General features: G+C 67.3%; 20 protein-coding genes and 1 pseudogene. 8 read left to right on the top strand and 13 right to left on the bottom strand.

Translation table 11 applies throughout. The features are described 5' to 3' along the window. Positions 1-109 precede the first annotated feature (109 nt). Positions 110-547: an MFS transporter gene (locus ETD86_RS44275; RefSeq protein ID WP_170223594.1), complete on the bottom strand. Its 438-nt coding sequence runs from the start codon at positions 545-547 to the stop codon at positions 110-112. A 101-nt stretch (positions 548-648) separates the two neighbouring features. Between ETD86_RS44275 and ETD86_RS44270 the strand changes: the two genes are divergently transcribed. After that, positions 649-1,176 carry a CGNR zinc finger domain-containing protein gene (locus tag ETD86_RS44270; protein WP_211370698.1) on the top strand — a complete coding sequence of 176 codons (528 nt, stop codon included), beginning with the start codon at positions 649-651 and terminating at the stop codon, positions 1,174-1,176. Positions 1,177-1,276: 100 nt separating this feature from the next. Here the strand turns inward: ETD86_RS44270 and ETD86_RS44265 are convergent, their stop codons facing one another. From ETD86_RS44265 to ETD86_RS44245, 5 genes are all read right to left on the bottom strand, one after another. After that, positions 1,277-1,828, bottom strand: a complete 552-nt coding sequence (locus ETD86_RS44265) for a TetR/AcrR family transcriptional regulator (protein ID WP_170223593.1) — start codon at positions 1,826-1,828, stop codon at positions 1,277-1,279. A 109-nt stretch (positions 1,829-1,937) separates the two neighbouring features. Further along, the gene (locus tag ETD86_RS44260) at positions 1,938-2,966 is read right to left on the bottom strand and encodes a class I SAM-dependent methyltransferase (protein WP_138672620.1); all 1,029 of its coding nucleotides are present in this window, start codon (positions 2,964-2,966) and stop codon (positions 1,938-1,940) included. Between the two features lie 149 nt (positions 2,967-3,115). Then, complete coding sequence (locus ETD86_RS44255; protein ID WP_138672619.1) at positions 3,116-3,406, bottom strand: antibiotic biosynthesis monooxygenase; 291 nt, start codon at positions 3,404-3,406, stop codon at positions 3,116-3,118. Positions 3,407-3,684: 278 nt separating this feature from the next. After that, positions 3,685-4,578: a saccharopine dehydrogenase family protein gene (locus tag ETD86_RS44250; RefSeq protein WP_138672618.1), complete on the bottom strand. Its 894-nt coding sequence runs from the start codon at positions 4,576-4,578 to the stop codon at positions 3,685-3,687. Positions 4,579-4,804: 226 nt separating this feature from the next. Beyond that, positions 4,805-5,278: a hypothetical protein gene (locus ETD86_RS44245; RefSeq protein ID WP_138672617.1), complete on the bottom strand. Its 474-nt coding sequence runs from the start codon at positions 5,276-5,278 to the stop codon at positions 4,805-4,807. Between the two features lie 465 nt (positions 5,279-5,743). Here ETD86_RS44245 and ETD86_RS56025 point away from each other — a divergent pair, with 465 nt between their 5' ends. The 4 genes from ETD86_RS56025 (at position 5,744) to ETD86_RS44235 (ending at position 8,758) form a co-directional block, all read left to right on the top strand. After that, the gene (locus tag ETD86_RS56025; protein WP_170223592.1) at positions 5,744-5,890 is read left to right on the top strand and encodes a hypothetical protein; all 147 of its coding nucleotides are present in this window, start codon (positions 5,744-5,746) and stop codon (positions 5,888-5,890) included. Positions 5,891-6,614: 724 nt separating this feature from the next. Continuing rightward, complete coding sequence (locus tag ETD86_RS44240) at positions 6,615-7,484, top strand: MOSC domain-containing protein (protein ID WP_138672616.1); 870 nt, start codon at positions 6,615-6,617, stop codon at positions 7,482-7,484. Between the two features lie 526 nt (positions 7,485-8,010). Next, positions 8,011-8,151: a hypothetical protein gene (locus tag ETD86_RS56020; RefSeq protein ID WP_170223591.1), complete on the top strand. Its 141-nt coding sequence runs from the start codon at positions 8,011-8,013 to the stop codon at positions 8,149-8,151. Continuing rightward, complete coding sequence (locus tag ETD86_RS44235; RefSeq protein WP_138672615.1) at positions 8,141-8,758, top strand: NUDIX hydrolase; 618 nt, start codon at positions 8,141-8,143, stop codon at positions 8,756-8,758. The genes ETD86_RS56020 and ETD86_RS44235 overlap by 11 nt, the downstream gene beginning before the upstream one ends. 286 nt (positions 8,759-9,044) lie before the next feature. Here the strand turns inward: ETD86_RS44235 and ETD86_RS56015 are convergent, their stop codons facing one another. From ETD86_RS56015 to ETD86_RS58735, 3 genes and pseudogenes are all read right to left on the bottom strand, one after another. After that, positions 9,045-9,197 carry a hypothetical protein gene (locus ETD86_RS56015; RefSeq protein WP_170223590.1) on the bottom strand — a complete coding sequence of 51 codons (153 nt, stop codon included), beginning with the start codon at positions 9,195-9,197 and terminating at the stop codon, positions 9,045-9,047. Between the two features lie 151 nt (positions 9,198-9,348). After that, entirely contained in the window at positions 9,349-10,413 is a 1,065-nt protein-coding gene (locus ETD86_RS44225) for an integrase core domain-containing protein (RefSeq protein WP_138672613.1), read from the bottom strand. 68 nt (positions 10,414-10,481) lie between these two features. After that, a pseudogene (locus ETD86_RS58735) lies at positions 10,482-10,700 on the bottom strand (transposase); the annotation flags it as partial. A 279-nt stretch (positions 10,701-10,979) separates the two neighbouring features. On the opposite strand from ETD86_RS58735, the gene ETD86_RS44215 reads away from it, so the two are divergent. Next, a protein-coding gene (locus tag ETD86_RS44215; protein WP_425465696.1) for an IS5 family transposase occupies positions 10,980-11,881 on the top strand; the annotation gives its coding sequence in 2 pieces (ribosomal slippage) (positions 10,980-11,327 and positions 11,330-11,881; 900 coding nt in all). Here the strand turns inward: ETD86_RS44215 and ETD86_RS57540 are convergent. Both ETD86_RS57540 and ETD86_RS57535 read right to left on the bottom strand, forming a co-directional pair. Further along, entirely contained in the window at positions 11,874-12,032 is a 159-nt protein-coding gene (locus ETD86_RS57540; protein ID WP_211370695.1) for a hypothetical protein, read from the bottom strand. The genes ETD86_RS44215 and ETD86_RS57540 overlap by 8 nt on opposite strands. Positions 12,033-12,064: 32 nt before the next feature. After that, entirely contained in the window at positions 12,065-12,391 is a 327-nt protein-coding gene (locus ETD86_RS57535; RefSeq protein WP_211370694.1) for a hypothetical protein, read from the bottom strand. Positions 12,392-12,844: 453 nt separating this feature from the next. On the opposite strand from ETD86_RS57535, the gene ETD86_RS44205 reads away from it, so the two are divergent. After that, entirely contained in the window at positions 12,845-13,123 is a 279-nt protein-coding gene (locus tag ETD86_RS44205; protein ID WP_138672612.1) for a hypothetical protein, read from the top strand. A 128-nt stretch (positions 13,124-13,251) separates the two neighbouring features. Here ETD86_RS44205 and ETD86_RS44200 read toward each other — a convergent pair whose 3' ends face one another. After that, positions 13,252-14,130 (bottom strand): NADP-dependent oxidoreductase, encoded by an 879-nt coding sequence (locus ETD86_RS44200; RefSeq protein ID WP_138672611.1) that lies wholly within the window; start codon positions 14,128-14,130, stop codon positions 13,252-13,254. A 34-nt stretch (positions 14,131-14,164) separates the two neighbouring features. Further along, positions 14,165-15,361: an MFS transporter gene (locus tag ETD86_RS44195; RefSeq protein ID WP_211370693.1), complete on the bottom strand. Its 1,197-nt coding sequence runs from the start codon at positions 15,359-15,361 to the stop codon at positions 14,165-14,167. Between ETD86_RS44195 and ETD86_RS59785 the strand changes: the two genes are divergently transcribed. After that, positions 15,360-15,902 carry a MerR family transcriptional regulator gene (locus ETD86_RS59785; protein WP_342779351.1) on the top strand — a complete coding sequence of 181 codons (543 nt, stop codon included), beginning with the start codon at positions 15,360-15,362 and terminating at the stop codon, positions 15,900-15,902. The two genes, ETD86_RS44195 and ETD86_RS59785, sit on opposite strands and share 2 nt — an antisense overlap. Positions 15,903-16,108 lie beyond the last annotated feature (206 nt).

Below are 16,108 nucleotides of genomic sequence, written 5' to 3'. Positions count from 1 at the left end.
TCCAGCCGGAGCCCTTGTTCGATCATGAGAACAGATGTACCCGCGATGACCCCATCCGGCCAGCAGGTACCAGATCACGGCGTGTCGCTGACCTGGGGAAACATGCGCATTAGCCGATTAAGAGGGAGTAGGCGGCCTGCACCGCGTCAGGCGGGACGATCTCCGGCCAGAGGCCCCTGACGACGGCCGTGACGGGCGGGGTGGTCGCGCCCAGGAGGACCGCCGCGCCGATCATCGCGGCGGACCCCGCTTGGTGGGCCATCAGCAGAAGACCGTAGGACACCACGTGGGCAGCGAGGTAGACCGTGAGGACCCGGCGCCTGCCGTGGCGGTCAACGAGCCGGCCGCCGAGCGGCGCGGACATGGCGAGCGCCAGGGCATGTCCGGTGAGGACGAACCCGGCTGCCGTGTATGAGCCGAGTGGTTCGAGGGCTGCCAGGAGCAGCGCGAGACTGAGCACCGGCGTGCTCAGCTTGACCGTCAGCGCGACGACAAGCAGGTAGGGCACACCGGAGTGGGACAGGAGGCGGCGGTAGGAGGTGACCACAAAGGCTCCGTTACCATCAAAACGTGTTTGGTACATAACGAACCATGAGGATGGTTACTGGTCAAGTGGAGATAGCCTGTAACGTCACACGTCAAGCCCCGGTGATCGCCGAACTGGTCAATGTGGCGACCTCCCCCTGGCGGGGCGGCGCCGAGACGCCATGTCTGGAGGGCGATGACCTGGTGAGGGAATTCGTCGCCCTGGTCGGTGAGCGCACCCGGAAAGCGGTGCTGGACGATCTCGACGCGGACGTTCGTCTCGGGGAACTTGCGAGGGAACTGCGCGAGGTGCTGATGGCCGAACAAGCCGCGGATCAGGCGGCGCTCATCAACGCCATGATTCGTAAATACGGCGCCCAACCGTACCTGGTCGAGGATGTCGGCCAGCCGTTCCACCTGCATTTTCACGGGTCAGGCGGCACCTGCGTGGAAGCGTTGGGAGGCGAGTTCGCCACCGCGCTGGCGCTGATCGTGGACGGCTACGGTCCGGACCGGTTCGGGCAGTGTGAAGCTCACCGGTGCGACGCCGTCTACATCGACCTCACCCGCAACGGATCGCGGCGCTACTGCAGTAGCTCGTGCACGGCACGCGCCAAGACCGCCGCCTACCGAAGCCGCCGACATGCCTGAGTCCGGCCATGGCCGATCTGATGATGGCCGATCTGATGGCCGATCCGCTCGGAAAGCGCCTGCGGGTCCCTCCGCGGGATAGGCTATGGCCTCGCCGGGCTCAGGACCCGTCCACCAGGATCTCGGCGAGGGCGCCCAGCAACTCCCGGACCTCGGACAGCGACGGCCGGGGGTACGCCTCGCCGGAGACGAGCAGGTTGTGCACCGCTCCGGTCACCAGAAACCCGATCGCGTGCTCGTCCACCCGAGCCCCGATCCGGTCCAGGCGCTTCTCGGCGGCGATGTAGCGGGTGACGGTGGTCGGCAGGGCGTCGACGAACCCGCTGCCCAAGGCCGAGTCGTGGAAGCCCCCTTCCTGTACGGGCACCCCGGCGGCCAGCTTGATCACTTCGGCGGCGGGGCCCAGCAGCACATCGGCGAACCGGCCCAGGTTTTCCGCCACGGTGCCCGTGCCGGCCTGCGCCACGATTTCCTCCAGGCTTGTCGTGAGGTCCTGGAACTGCCGGTCCACGACCGCGAAAATGAGCGCTTCCCGGCTATCGAAGATCTTGTACAGCATGCCGAGGGAGCATCCGACCTCGTGAGCCAGCGCCCGCATGGTGAGGGCGTCGGCCCCGTCACGGCGGACGAGCCGGGCGGCGTGGTCGATCATCGAAGCGTGCAGCGCCGCCGTCGCGGCGGCCCCACGTCGGGCCGGTGCTATGACCCCTCCACAGTGTTGCGGCTGCATCGTGGCTCCGAAGCCTATCATGAACGGTGGTTCATGATAGCTGGCGGCGTTTTCCCAGCGAGCCCGGCGCGTGCGCGGTGACCAGCCACTGGGCGCCCGGCAGCAGCACGCCCGCAGAGCTCTCGTACGGCTTCAGCGCGGCCTCCAGCCTGGCCCGCGCCTCCTCCCAGGAGAGCAGTTCGTCCTGCTCGAGGAGGTAACGCGTGGGGCCGCTGGCGAGAAGGGTCTCGGCGGCCTCGTCCGCCGTTCGGCCAAAGTCCTGCGGCAGCCGTGCCGGTTCGACCGATGCGTCCGCGAAGCCGGCCCTGACCAGGACGTCGTGCAGACGAGCGGGATCTGACAGGGAGAACATGGCAGGGCGCTCGCCTGGATACTGGGCGACCACGTCGCGAGGCGCTGGCGGGACGCCGAGCAGGGCTGCGACGGGGATCACGTACCACCCGCACTCCTCGGGTTGCTGCGGGCACACGACGGCCAAGCGCCCGCCCGGCCTCAGCGCCCGCCCGATGTTGGCGAACGCGGCCACCGGGTCGGCGAAGAACATGACGCCGTACATGCTGATGGCCACATCGAAAGAGCCCTCGGGGAACGAGTGAATCTGGGCGTCGGCCTGCTCGAAGACGACGTTGCCGATCCCGGCCGCCGCGGCGGCGCGGCGGGCCCGACGCAGCATCGGCGCCGACAGGTCCACGCCGACGGCGCCCCCGGCGGTGGCCTGCCGCGCCGCCAGCAGGGTGGTCTCGCCCGTTCCGCACCCTATGTCGAGCACCCGGTCCTCCGGGCCGATGCCGGCGATGGCGATCAGGCGCAGGCAGGTCTCCGTGAAGCCCCGATTCTCGCCCTGCTTCGGGGATTTAGCCCACGCGGCGCCCTCGGCGCCGTTCCAGGCCTGGAATTGATCGTGGTTGACGACGTCCATGGCAGTGATGACTCCTTGTGAACCTGGGGTTGTGAACTGTTGTTCGCGATCTGGGGCGAGGATCGGGATCGATGAGAGCGAAAGCTTCTTCACCGCGAAGGCGGTACCCTCAGCGAGCCGTTCTCGGTGACGCCGATTCATTCGCCCGCGGACTGGCACGACCTGCTGGATTCCCCTCCGCGCTTCCCGCAGCGTCACCGGATGCTCTGGGTGGCCGCTGTCGGCTACCGCGCCCCATTTGGGACTACGGGGGCGCGTAAGATGATCCGGTCGGCGTCGGCTGCGGATCGTCAGTGCTCGTCGAGGATCTCGAAATCTTCTGCGCCAGCCTCCCGGGTCAGCGCGAACGCGGCGGCGGCTTCGGGGCTGCCGGCCACTGCCTGCCGGGCCGCCGCCAAGCTGGCGGCCGAGTCCCAGCGCCAGATGCCGGCCCAGTGCTCATCGTCGACTCTGCCCAGCCACACCTCGCCGAGCCCTGGCACTGCGGCTCTGGTCGCGGCGACGAGGGCGGCGTGCCGGGCCCGCAACTGTTCGGCGTCGGCGGGATCGATCTGGAACCGGGTGACCGTGATAAGAGGCATGACCGTACCTGTTCTCGAGTGGGCTTTAGTGGTTCGGCTTGGGGGGTGGCGGATACCAGGGGTGGAGCCTGATCGGCAGAGCTGCGATGTTCGATGAAGCCGTCAAGAAATAACGCGTTGCTTTCGGATCTCGGGTCTTGTTGGTGGCGTATAACGATCCCCGACGATGTTCTCGAGCAGCTCGTGCGGCAGTTGGAGGCGTCGCCTTCGCTCTGAATCGGCGGTGGCCGCCAGCTGAACCGCGCTGCCAGAATGCGACACGCCGACAGGTTAATTCCTTACAACTCCGATAGATCCAGTACGTGGTGGAGGTGGCGGACCCCGCGCGGTAGGTGGGCGGCCTTCAGCGCGGCGATGGCGGCTATCGCGGCGGTGGCATGCGCCTGGATTCGGCCGCCGAGCGTATGGGTGCGGCCGTCGGCGCTGCGCGCCAGGGCCAACCATCGTTGATCGCCTGGGAGGTGCCAGGAAGGCGCCGCGTGCGCGGCCGCGGGAAGACGCGTCAGGGTGGCCAGGGCGGCGGTCGCCAGACGTGACGTGAGCCCGAAGTACGTACGGACGGGCACGCTGAGGTCGAGGTGGAGGACGTGCTGGTCGCTGTAGTCGGCCCGAAGCAGACGGCGCACCCCGTACCCGGGCAGGTGGAAGAGCCGGGGACGGCTGTAGTTGCGGATCCTTTCGCCCGTCGCCGGATCGGCGAAGTCCTGACCGAGCAACTGGTACGCCCAGGCGGTGGAAGCCTTGCCGTAGCGCTCACCGGCGCCGAGCAACAAAGCGATGTCGATGGGCTGGGCTGGCGCGTCGCGCTGGACAGCGGCGGCGAGCAGGTTGGTCAAGCCTGGGCCCAAGCCCACGCTGAGCAGGATGGGGGCGGACGGCTTGAGGCGTTCGACGGCGGTTGTGTAGTCCGTGCTCGCCGTGATGTCCACGAAAGCCGCGCCGTGGCGGGTGACCTGGTCCGCCAGGGCGGCATCTTCTGTGCCGGCGCAGTTGAGCACCACGTCCACGTCCTTCAACACGCGATCGAGACCGTGGGGATGACCGGCGTCAATCAGCAGATCGGCGCGCTTTGGATCACGTCCCGCGGCCAGGACGTGCGCAGCCATCTCCCGGAGATAAGCGACCGCTTGGGAGCCGATGGCACCGTAGCCGCCCAGGACTATGACGTTCATACGGGTCTCGTCCTGACTCGTTCGTGAAAGATCCGGGACCACAGGCTCCCGACGTGGCCTTGACGCCTTCCGTCGTGGACAGCGCCCGCAGCGCGGCGGTACTCCCGCCACTGGTCAGATTCCGCTGCGCGCAGGCGGCGCCCGTCGTGGCGGGCGGGCTGGGTGCTGCCGATCAACGGCCTGCCCGCGATCCGGTGCGCATGCTGCCATGCTCTGGTGCTGTCGCTCACGCGGTCACCGCCTGGCCGCGCTCGCGCAACAGGCGCACGAGCAGCAGCGCCGTCACGGCGGCGGGGAGGACGTGCAGCACGCCGGTGGCCTCGAAGAACAGGTCGAACGGCTGCCCAGGCGTCACGTAGCCCCCTTGGAGGAGCGGGGAGAGCACGTGGGTGTACAGGCCCTCGAAGAGCCCGAACGAAAGAACGAAACCGACCAGGGACACCGACCAGTGGATCCACCAAGCCACCCGGGCGACAGCGTCATCGCCGGCCGGGCGCCGGGCCCAAGCGTATGCGGCCACGTCCAGGGCCAGCAGCAGCGCGGCGGCGAGGACGGCGTGGTAGCGCCCCGGGGTGCCGTAGATGACGGCGCCGTACACGTGATGAACGGTGGTGATCAGCGCGTTGGCGCTGCACCACGCCAGCACCTGCACGTTCGTCCTGGACGTACGGATGGTGGGGCTTTTGCGATCAGTGGTCATGTGGCCTCCAACGGGAATTGGGTGCTGGACGCGGCATCCTCGGCCGGTGGGCCTGGCAGATCACTTAGGACGCGAGGGTATGCCGCGACGAGGTGCGTCGGCTGTTGCGGATCCGCGGGCCGCCTAGGCATTGAGGCGGTTGCTCGAAGCGTTCACGCCATCGTGAACAGCTGTCCACGACAGTAGCATGAACATGCGTTCACAACAATGGCGCTTACGCCTCGGCGCCATCCAGGTCCTCTTCAGGCACAGCCGCGCGCGATGCTCGACCCGATATCGGTGCCCGTGAGGGGAAGCGCTGCCCCGCGCTTGTCCGTGTGCTGTGCTTCGAGGACTGCGGACCCTACGGCTGCCGAGAATGTCAACCCGCAGAGGTCATTTAGCTTGCCCCGCCCCTCCCGACTCGTGTCCGCTTCGGGCTCTGGACGAGGGGGAGGGCAGACCCGCGCCGCCAACCCCTTCACCGTGTCGTTGACACTCCGCCTCCGCGACCCCGCACCGGATGCGGATCGCCGGCGGCCCGGCCGCCGCGAACGCACGCTCGGCAAGCGCGAGCCCAGCACCCGCGAGCCCAGCACCCGCGAGCCCAGCACCCGCGCCTGCTCGTTCTGAAGCTGCACCTACCCGCAGCGCGCCATGGTGCAGAGCTTGGGGTGCAGATCTGCCCGCGCTCCGGCGGGCCGGAGCGGTGCCACATGACCCAGCCCAACCAGCACCCGAGAGTCGCGGTGCGCCCGCGCGGCCTGTAGCCGGCGTCATAGACCGCGTCCAGGTCGACGCCGGCCACCGCGGGCAGCCGCTCGGCATCGCCGATCGGGATCCGGTGCGCCTCGCGCTGCCGCTCCACTCCGCGCTCCAGCCGGCCCGCCCGATCGACCGCCCATTTCACCTGCGCCAGCAGGGACGTGACGGTGATGTCGGCGTCCGCCGAGGATTCCGTCGCGCCGCACTTCTGCGGGTCTGCTGGACCAGCCGTGCCTACACAGCCGCTGCCGGCGATCGAACTCCGCGTCGACTGCCCCGGGCGCGAGCCCGCCCGCCAGCACACGCCTGACCCGCCCCCATGCCGGCTCCGGCGGGACGGAGATCCGGCCCTGCATCATCAAGGTCCGCGCGGGCGCCTTGTCAACGCTCCGGGTCTTCAGGAAGCTAGGACACACTTCTTGCCGAACGTCCGGAGACTTGCGATGGACGGCGGCGAGGCCGCTACCGCTCTGAAAATGCTGAGCGGACGGACGACCCGCGCTAAGCACGAATATCCCTAAATTAACCAGATTGTGTCATGTTTCGTTTCCTTGCCTGCCGAAGGTGAGATGACGTTTGTACTTTCTGTGTCATGAGTGAGCATGAGGTGTCCTGCGTCGTCCGGCGGCTGATCACCTATCCCGTCAAGGGATGTGCCGGGATCGAGCTGACGCATGCCACGCTGGCGGCGACCGGTGTCGATCACGATCGCGTTTTCATGGTGGTCGATGACGACGGCGGCTTCCGCAGCCAGCGGCGCGATCCGCTGCTGGCGATCATCCGGCCCGCGATCGACGCGGCTGGCTCGCGTCTCACGCTGCGCGCGCCCGGCGTCGCCGATCTGCACCTCGACGTCGATCTGTCCTCTGCGCGGCGGCCGGTACGGCTGTTCGGGACCCCCTACTTCGGCATCGACCAGGGCAAGGACGCCGCCACGTGGCTCTCGGCGCTGCTGGGCGCGCCGCGCCGGCTCGTCCGGGTGCCGCCGGAACATGATCGGGTGACGGACGGCTGGACGCCGGGGACCTCGGGCTATGCCGACAGCAGCCCGGTCCACGCCGTCTCCCGGGCCTCGCTCGACGAGCTGAACCGGCGCCTGGACGTGCCGTTGCCCATGGAGCGCTTCCGCCCCAACATCGTGCTCGACGGATGGGATGAGCCGCACCTGGAGGACCGCATACGCCGCCTCGTCATCGGCACCGCCGAACTCGGTTACGCCAAGCCCGCCATCCGATGCGCCGTCACGATGGTCGACCAGGACACCGGCGGCAAGGCAGGCCCCGAGCCCCTGCGAACGCTCGCCACGTACCGGCGGGCGGCCGGGGCCGGGGCCGGGGTCGCGTTCGGTGTCAAGTTCTCTGTCGTACGCCCGGGCGAACTCACCGTCGGGGACTCGGTGAGTGTCACGTCCTGGCACCTGGCGGAGACGGCCGACAACTCCCGCGAACCGGCGCGCATGTGACAAGGGTTGGACTGTGTCCGGATTCGCGCCGCAGCCGGATTCGCACCGCCCGTTCGTCATCATAGTGACGCGACAGGTGGAGCGGGTCCGCCCTCGCGGCGAGGGCTTCGTGGAGGATGCGGTCTTTGCGCATCCGGTCGACGCTGCATCCAGTGCGGTTCATCCGCAGCGTCACGAATCGCTGGCTGATCGGGCCGGTGCCGTGGGCGGTCTTGTCGCTGATGAGGACGTGTGGGTTGGAGGTGGCGCGGCGGTGGCGGAGCCAGCGGCGGAGCGCTCTGTGCTGAGGTCGCCCAGTCGCTGACGACGGCAGCAGGCAGGCGGCGGCGGTGATGATGGTGGGAGGTCCAGAATCCGCTGGACTGTTCGGAGCCAGGGGAAGGGGATGTTCTGGCCGTAGAACCCGAACACCGTGGTGGGCACGGCGATGATGGCGGCCACATCGGTGATCTCGGGCTCCGCCGTGGGCGCGCAACACCTGTGTCTCCTCGCCACGTACGTGGCGAGGTGGGCTACTGTGGCGGGCATGGACTCGTCCGTCCCCGGTGGCGTCCCGCCCCGCCAGGCCATGGTGCTGCTAGCCTCCGACCACGTCCCTGATCAGCTCGGCGGAAGCTATGAGGATGGTTGCGCCGCGCTCGCCCTGGAAGTGGCCTGTGGCGATTAGTGATGCGGACATTTTGAGCACGCTTTCCGCCTACCTTGAGCGCCACCCGGACGAGGCTGAACTGCTGGCTGAGCCGGTTCAGTTCCTTTCCCAAGGAGGGGATTTCGCCTCGCGACGGACGTTCCCGATGCACGTGACTGTCGGTGCGCTGCTAGTCCGCAATGACGCCGAAATTCTGCTCGTTGAACATTGTGCGTACGGGATCATGTTGCAGCCTGGTGGCCATGTCGAACCGTCGGACAGCTCCCTTATCGTCGCTTCGATGCGTGAACTGACAGAGGAGACTGGTGTCGACCCTGACACTATCCTCCTTGTCTCACAGAGCCCCGCCTACATCGAGTGCGGTCCGGTTCCAGCGCGACCCGAGAAGGGCGAGCCGGGTCACTACCACCTCGACATCGGGTACGCCTTCGTGACAGCGCACGCGGACGTGGGGCGCATCCAGGAGTCCGAGGTGAAGGGTGCCGGCTGGTACCCGCTCGCCGAGGCCGAGCGGGTTGTTGGGCGCCGCATCGCGCGAGCGGTCAGTGCCGAAGGATGCCCCCCCGATGCGCTCCTCCCTTCATCACGATCATCCATAGTTTCGCCGAATCGCCAGCTCGAATAGAGAAGCCAGTGAGCCTATCTCGGAATCACCGACTGGCGGTCGGGGTGAGCTGCGTAGATATATTTCATCGCTGTTGAGTCGCTGATCCCGAACACCTTCATGAGATGTATCGGATCTTCTGTGTGTTTAGCCTCATCGAGGATCCGGTCCTGCCTTAGTCGTGTCGGGCTTATGCCCAGCGGTGTGAGCATGGCGTGGACAAGCAGGGGACTCATGGCTTCGTCGCCGTCGGCGGTCTGTTGGGTAACCAGCAGGTAGCGATGTATCCATTCAGGCCAGTGATTAATTAGGCGGTTTGTGGCGGCATCCAGAGATTCCCGGCGAGCGCGTCGCGGAGGGCGTCGAGGGGATGGATGCCGTGGTTGCGGGCGGTGCCGAGGTAGGAGCGGATGAGGCAGTAGCGGGCGGCCGGTGCGCACGCTGAGCCTGTGGGGCTCATAAATAGGGTGCGGTGTCTGACCTGCCGGTTCTCGGGTGGTGTCAGCTGGCCATCTGATCAGCTGGCGATCCGGTACTCGTTGATGAGGCCTGAAGGGTGTCAAAACTAAGCCTAGGCCGTGACCTGCCTCTTTATGACTGCACCTCGTTGGTCAGCCGGCTCGCTGGTACTCGTTGATCAGCCCGCCGAGAACTTCGCGGCGCTCGATTCGGTCCGTCGGCAGCGGGATCACGTCGGAGTCGTCCGTGGGAGCTCGAAGGCCGAGGGAGCGGTGCGGCTTGTGCCGATTGTAATGATCAGCATATTCGTTCAGCACGGTGCGAAGGTGCCGCTCGCCAAAGATCAGCAGCCTGTCGGTGCACTCCGTGCGTGCGGTCCTGACCCATCGCTCGGCGAACGCATTCGCGCGAGGCGACCGCGGCGGGATCTTCAGCACGTCAATGTCGTCGCCTGCGAACACCTCATCAAAGCTGCTGGTGAACTTCGCGTCCCGATCCCGTATCAGGAACCGGAACGCGCCGGCCCGGTCCTTCAGGTCGGAGAGGAGGTTCCGGGCTTGCTGGGCAACCCATGCGCCATCAGGGTGGGCGGTCACGCCGAGCACGTGCACGAACCGGGTGCCGACCTCCACCACGAAGAAGACGTACAATCGGCGCAGCGTGACGGTGTCCACCGCGAAGAAATCACATGCCAGCGTGCTCCCGGCATGAGCACGGAGAAAATCGCGCCAGCGGTCGTCGGTCCGTCGCGGCGCCGGACCCAAGCGCGCTCGTTTGAGGACTCGGCGGATCGTCGCACCGCTGACTTGGTGGCCCAAATGCAGTAGTTCGCCACGCATGCGTTCGTAGCCCCAGCGCGGATTCTCCCGTGCTAACTGCTGGATCAACGCCACGACCGCCGGATCGGTCGCAGGCCGTCCCATCCTCCGGTGCGGGTAGGTCCAGTGGCGTGCGATCAGGCGCCGGTGCCAGCGCAGCAGCGTCCCTGGTGTCACCAGTCGGTGAGCGCGCAGCGCCGTCGGCAGCCCTCGGGCCAGCGCGGACAGCACCGCTCGATCCGTCCACGACAGCCTCGGACGGCCAACCTGACGGCGGAGCACTGCGACCTCATGTCGCAGTACGAGGATCTCCATATTATTGGTCGCGTCGCTACGAGCGAGCAGGGTCAGCCAGGCCAGAATGCGGCAGAAGATCAGATAGAAGAGACGGAGTGTCACGAGCCTCGAGCATGCCCGACCCAGGCCCCTGCTCCGACCAGGAAGGCAAGACAAACCAGCAGCTCACGACCGTGAATGGGAGTATTGACACCCTTCAAGCGCCAGGGGATGCCGGTGCGGTTGACGTAGAGGATCGCGTTGAGGACGGTGCGCAGGTCGTGTTCGGGAGGGCGTCCGATGTCCAGGGCGCCTGCGCGGCGTTGGGCTCGCCAGGCGGTCAGCACGGGCTCGACGAGCGCCCAGCGGGCGTCGGACAGGTCGCTGGGGTACGGTCGCGGTTCGGTCATGTCTTCGGCGTACTGCTGCGTGAAGTGGCTGGCCAGACGGCTATCCGGCCGTCGATCAAACATGGGCGAGGTACCGCAAGTTGGGACGAGACAGGAGCTTTCGGGGCCAGACGGGCGCGATGCGTAGGCCTGAATCGCCGATTGAGTACCGTAACGGGTCAAAGAGTGCGCCGATCCGGTGATCAACCTGCGGAGCAGAAGCCTTCATATGCCACTAGGGAGTGTCCCGTGATCTTTGATGGCGGTTTGGTGTAGATCATCCGTGTGGACGGGGAGCGTCTGAAGCGTCATGACCTTAGAGACGAGGAGTGGGCGCGACTGGCGCCGCTGCTCCCTGCGCAGAACGTGCACGGGGCACGATGGAGCGATCATCGGACGGTGATTAACGGAGTGTTCTTCCGGACCCGGACGAGTTGCGCCTGGCGGGACTTGCCGCCGTGTTACGGCAGGTGGAAGACGGTCTACAACCGGCATCGCCGATGGTCGCTGGACGGGACGTGGGAACAGATCCTGGACGGACTACGGGCCGGGTGTGACGAAGCCGAGGGCGAGGACTGGACGATCAGCGCGGACTCTACGATCGTGCGGGCGCACCAGCATGCCGCTGAAGCACGACATGCCCCGGCCGTCGACATCACCCAAAAGGGGCTGGTAATGATCACGAACGGGTGACGAAGGGCGGTCGCGAAGCGCTCGGCCGGTCCCGAGGCGGCCTGACCACGAAGATCCACCTGGCCGCCGACCGGCGCTGCCGCCCGATCGCCCGGCTCACCTCGCCCGGCCAGCACGCTGACTGCCCGAAGTTCATCGTGCTTATGGAGTCGATTCGCATCCGCCGCCGCGGCGTGGGCCGCCCTCGCACGAAGCCGGCCCGTGTCTTGGCCGACAAGGCCTATTCCTCCCGCGCCAACCGCCTCTACCTGCGGAGAAGCGGCATCAAGGCCGTCATCCCGGTCAAGAATGACCAGGCTGCCCACCGCGCCAACCGCAGCTCCAAAGGCGGACGGCCACCAGTGTTCGACCGTGACGCCTACAAAGAACGCAACACCGTCGAACGCTGCGTCAACAAACTTCGCCAGCACCGCGCCGTCGCCACTCGCTACGACAAGAGAGAACGCATCTACCTGGGCACCATCGACGTCGCCTCGATCCGCATCTGGCTCCGCCACCCCGTCACGTGACGGGCGCCCCCTCACCATCGCCGAGGATGGTCACCGTCTCCTCCAGGATTCCCGCGAACTCGGCGGCCGGGAGCTTGGCCACGAAGACCGTTCCCGCATGCTCGGGATGTGTGAGCAGGTGGCCCTCTCGCCAGAACTCTAACGTGATCACCAGGCGGACCCCATCCCGCCAGAGGAATGACGTCACGTTGTCGGTCGTGGGCCCCAGCCCCAGCGATGAAAGAACCCGAACCGCTCGTACTCCTGCTCGCCGTCCCTGGCCCCGGCCTGAAGCCGCCGGTGAATGGCCGCCGGAGACAAACCGACGAACGGCGGGGCTTGGTCCTCAGCGGAGCGGATCCCGGCAGCGGTGCGTGCCAGGTAAGAACGGAACTGTTTGACGAAGACCATGTTGTCCTCGCACGTCACCCACTGATCAGCGATCCACAGGTCCACCCGACGCAGCGCCGAGCCGTCCCCGTCTCCGACCTCGACAGCGAACCTACGCTTGTCGCCCAAAAGCCCAGCCATCCGAGCACCGTGCAGATGCATCGCCCGCGCACAAACACGCCTCGCCCGTCACTCACACCAAAGCCATGATCACGGGACACGCCCTAGTTAGGCCTAAACACCCACTAAGTGCGGGTGTTTAGGCCTAACTGGTGGCATATGGCAGGATCTGCTCCGCAGGTTGAGCGCCAAATCGACGCGCGCTTCGACCTGTTTCGTACTGCGTATCCCATTCAGGCCAGCACGTGACGCCCGTTTGCCCCCAGAAAATCCTGTCTCATCCCGACATGTAGCGCTTCGCCACGTTTGATCGACGGCCGGACGCCCGTCTGGCCAGCCCCTTTGCCCGGCAGTACGCCAAAGGCATGACCGAACCGCGACCGTATCCCAGCGTGTGGGTGCCGAATATCGTGTCACAGGGTTTGATCTGGGGTTTTGCTGTGTTCGATGGCTCGGCTTCGGCAGGATCGTGGGGTGGCTCTGCGGCTGCTGTGCTTGATCGTTTTCCGGGTATTCGGTTGGATCGCGCTGCTCGCCCGATCACAGGCGTCCAAGGACGCAGAGATCCTGGTGCTGCGGCATCAGCTGGCTGTGCTCCGCCGCCAGGTGGCCGCTCCCAGGCCATCGTGGGCGGACCGGGCGATCCTTTCCGCCCTCTCGCGTCTCGCCGCCGCCCCGCCGCGTGAAGGGCTGCGGCCGCTGCGCGACCCGGCCACGGCCCACCTCGACGAGGACGACGGCGCCGAGGGCTGACCGGGCCATCCCCGGCTTTCGCGGAGATGCAGAGCCGTTCGCGCAGCTGCGGGCGGAGGACCTGACCAGGGAGGGCTTCGGCCAGGTGGCCTGCTCGGGACGAAGGAGGGGGCGTGGCACAGTCGTTTTCAGAAGATAAGCAGTATCTTGCCGAGCACGCCGCCTGCTTCGAACCGCTCATGGGCGCTGCGGACCTCGTGGAAGGGGTAGCGGTGCGCGATGCGTAGCCGGAGTTCGCCTCTGTCCACGAGGGCGGCGAGGTGGGCGAGGTGATCCTGATCCTCCTGGACGTAGCTCTTGGCGGCCCCGGGGATGTCGGGCAGGGGATGGTCAGCGATGGAGACGTACCGTCCTCCCGGCGCGAGGGCGGGGCCCGCGGCGGTGCCTGCGGTGTCCAGTACTGCCGTATAGGTACGGCGGGGGAGATCGGCCGGGGCGTGCCAGACGCGTTCGGCGCCGAGTTCCCGGGCCGCTACGAGGTGCTCGGGGCGTGAGACCAGGGCGTCGACGGTGGCCCCGGTGTGGCGGGCGAGCTGGACGGCCATGCCACCCACGGCACCGGCCGCGCCGGTGATCAGAACGTGGTCTCCGTCGGTGACTGCTGCCTGCTGGAGGGCCTGCAGCGCCGTCACTCCGGCCAGAGGGAGTGACGCGGCATCCACCAGCGAAACCGTGGTGGGGGCGGCCGCCAGCAGCCGGGCCGGCAGGGCGACCTGCTCGGCCCAGGTACCGCGGCCGGTGGCGATCTGCGCGGACATCGCGATCACCTGGTCCCCGGGGCGGTAGCCGGGGTGGTTGGTGGCGGTGACGACTCCGGCCAGGTCCCACCCCAAGGTGGCGGGGAGTTCGGGCCCGACCTCCCATGCGCGGGTCTTCCAGTCCACCGGATTCAGGCTGCTTGCGGCGGTACGGATTAGCACCTCGTCAGCTCCTGGAGCGGGCTGGGGAACCTCCCGGACGGACAAGACTTCGGGTCCGCCGTGGCTAGCGATCTGGATCGCGTGCATGGCGACCTCCTTTGCGGGGCGAATGGACGGGGGATCAGGCGGCGGTGGAGGTGAAGACTTCGGGTTCGGCGTCCTGCGCCGACGTCCGTGTCCGGGGCAGGACGAGATAGGTGAGGGACAGTCCGATCAGGCTCAGCACCGCGCCCGCCAGGCCGGTCCAGCGCAGAGCGCCGACGGCGACGATCGCACCGCCGATAACCGAGCCGGCTGCGGCGCCGAGGTTGAAGGCACCCACGTTGACGGAAACGGCCAGAGTCGGAGCGGCGCCCGCGTAGTGCAGGATCAGTCCCTGCAGCGGGGCGATGGTCGCGGTGGCGAGCAGGCCGAGCACCAGGACCGCGGCCACGGCGGTGGGCTGCCACACCGCGGCGAACGGAATGAGCAGGAGCGTCCCCGTCAGCCCGCCGAAGACCCCACGTACGGTTGCGCTCATCGATTTGTCGGTCAGCTTTCCGGCGGTGAGATTGCCGAGGAAACTGCCCGCGCCGTAGGCGAGCAGCAGACCGGAGACCGCCGCGGCGGAGAAGCCAGAGACGCGGGTCAGCAGCGGGGCGATGTAGGTGAACACTGTGGCGACCCCGGAGAAGCCCACCGCGGTGGTGGCGATGGCGAGCATAACCGGCCGACGCGCCACCACGCGTATCTCGTCACGCAGTCGCGTGGCCGGCGCCTCCTGCCGGGGCAGCACCGCGGCCAGGAGAACGGTGCCCGCCACGGCAAGAGCGGTCAGCACGGCGAACGGAGCCCGCCATCCGGAACTCTGCCCGAGCAGCGCCCCCAGGGGCACCCCGAGGAGCGTGGCCACGGTGAAGCCGGAGGCGACGGTGGCGATGGCCGAGCCCGTCTTCTCGGCCGGGACCACCCGGGTCGCCGTCACCAGCGCCAGGGCCAGGAAGGCGGCGTGGCTGAGCGAGGACACCACGCGGCCCACCAGGAGCAGGCCAAACGAAGGCGCCACGGCGCTGATTGCGCTGCCTGCCGCGAACAGCGCCATCAGGCCGACGGCGAGCCCCTTGCGCGGCAGACGCGCGGTCAGCAGGGCCATGACGGGCCCTCCGACCACCACTCCGAGCGCGTATGCGGTCACCGCTTGTCCAGCGGTTCCCACGGAGATGTCCAGATCAGCTCCGACCTGGGGCAGCAGCCCGGCGATCAGGTACTCCGAGGTACCCACGACGAAGACGCTTGCGCACAATGCCGCGAGCGTCGCGAACCCCTTGTTCACGTTCATGCTGCAGACGCTAAAGTCTCACATCAATATGAGAGTCAAGTCGAGGGGACAAGGTCCGCGCGGCCATCAGGAGGTTTTTGTGCGTATCGGTGAGTTGTCCCGGCGGACCGGCGTGGCCGTGCACCTTCTGCGCTACTACGAGGAGCAGGGTCTGCTCCACCCACAGCGGCGCCCCAGCGGTTACCGGGAATACGTCGAAGAGGACGTTGCCATCGTCCGCCGCATCCGCAGCCTTCTGGCCGCCGGCCTGAGCACCTCAACAATCACTACGGTCCTGCCGTGCCTGGGGGACACCGGCGACCGTCTCGTCCCCACCTGCTCAGACCTGCTCGCCGACCTCCACCAGGAGCGCGACCGCATCGCTCAGGCTATCAACGACCTTCAGGCCTCCATGGCCGCGCTCAATGACGTCATCGCCGCGGCCCCGGCCGACGTCACTCGGCGCATGAACGAAGCGGTTCTCACATCGACAACCACAACCTCCGGTCCTGCCACGGCGGGGCCCTACTCTGTCGTCAAGAGATCATGTCCGGCCGAGTAGCTCCGGAGATTCCCGGCCATTTACTGGGGTCTGGTGCACTTGATGGGGAGCGGTCACGGTCAGTGATTGGGGGTGGCTTAGTGGTCCAGTTCGTAAGTCATTCGAGGGTTCACAGGGCCGCTGGTAGTGCGACAGGCTGGTGGCCGCAGCCGGCGGGTTGCTGGAAGTGGTGCTCTTTCTGTTCGTGTCGCTCGATCCGGGCCATC

It is taken from the genome of Nonomuraea turkmeniaca, assembly GCF_005889735.1.
GTDB classification, from domain to species: Bacteria; Actinomycetota; Actinomycetes; order Streptosporangiales; family Streptosporangiaceae; genus Nonomuraea; species Nonomuraea turkmeniaca.
The sequence above is the reverse complement of the archived record's forward strand: the minus strand, read 5'-3'. Positions and strand labels throughout refer to the sequence as shown.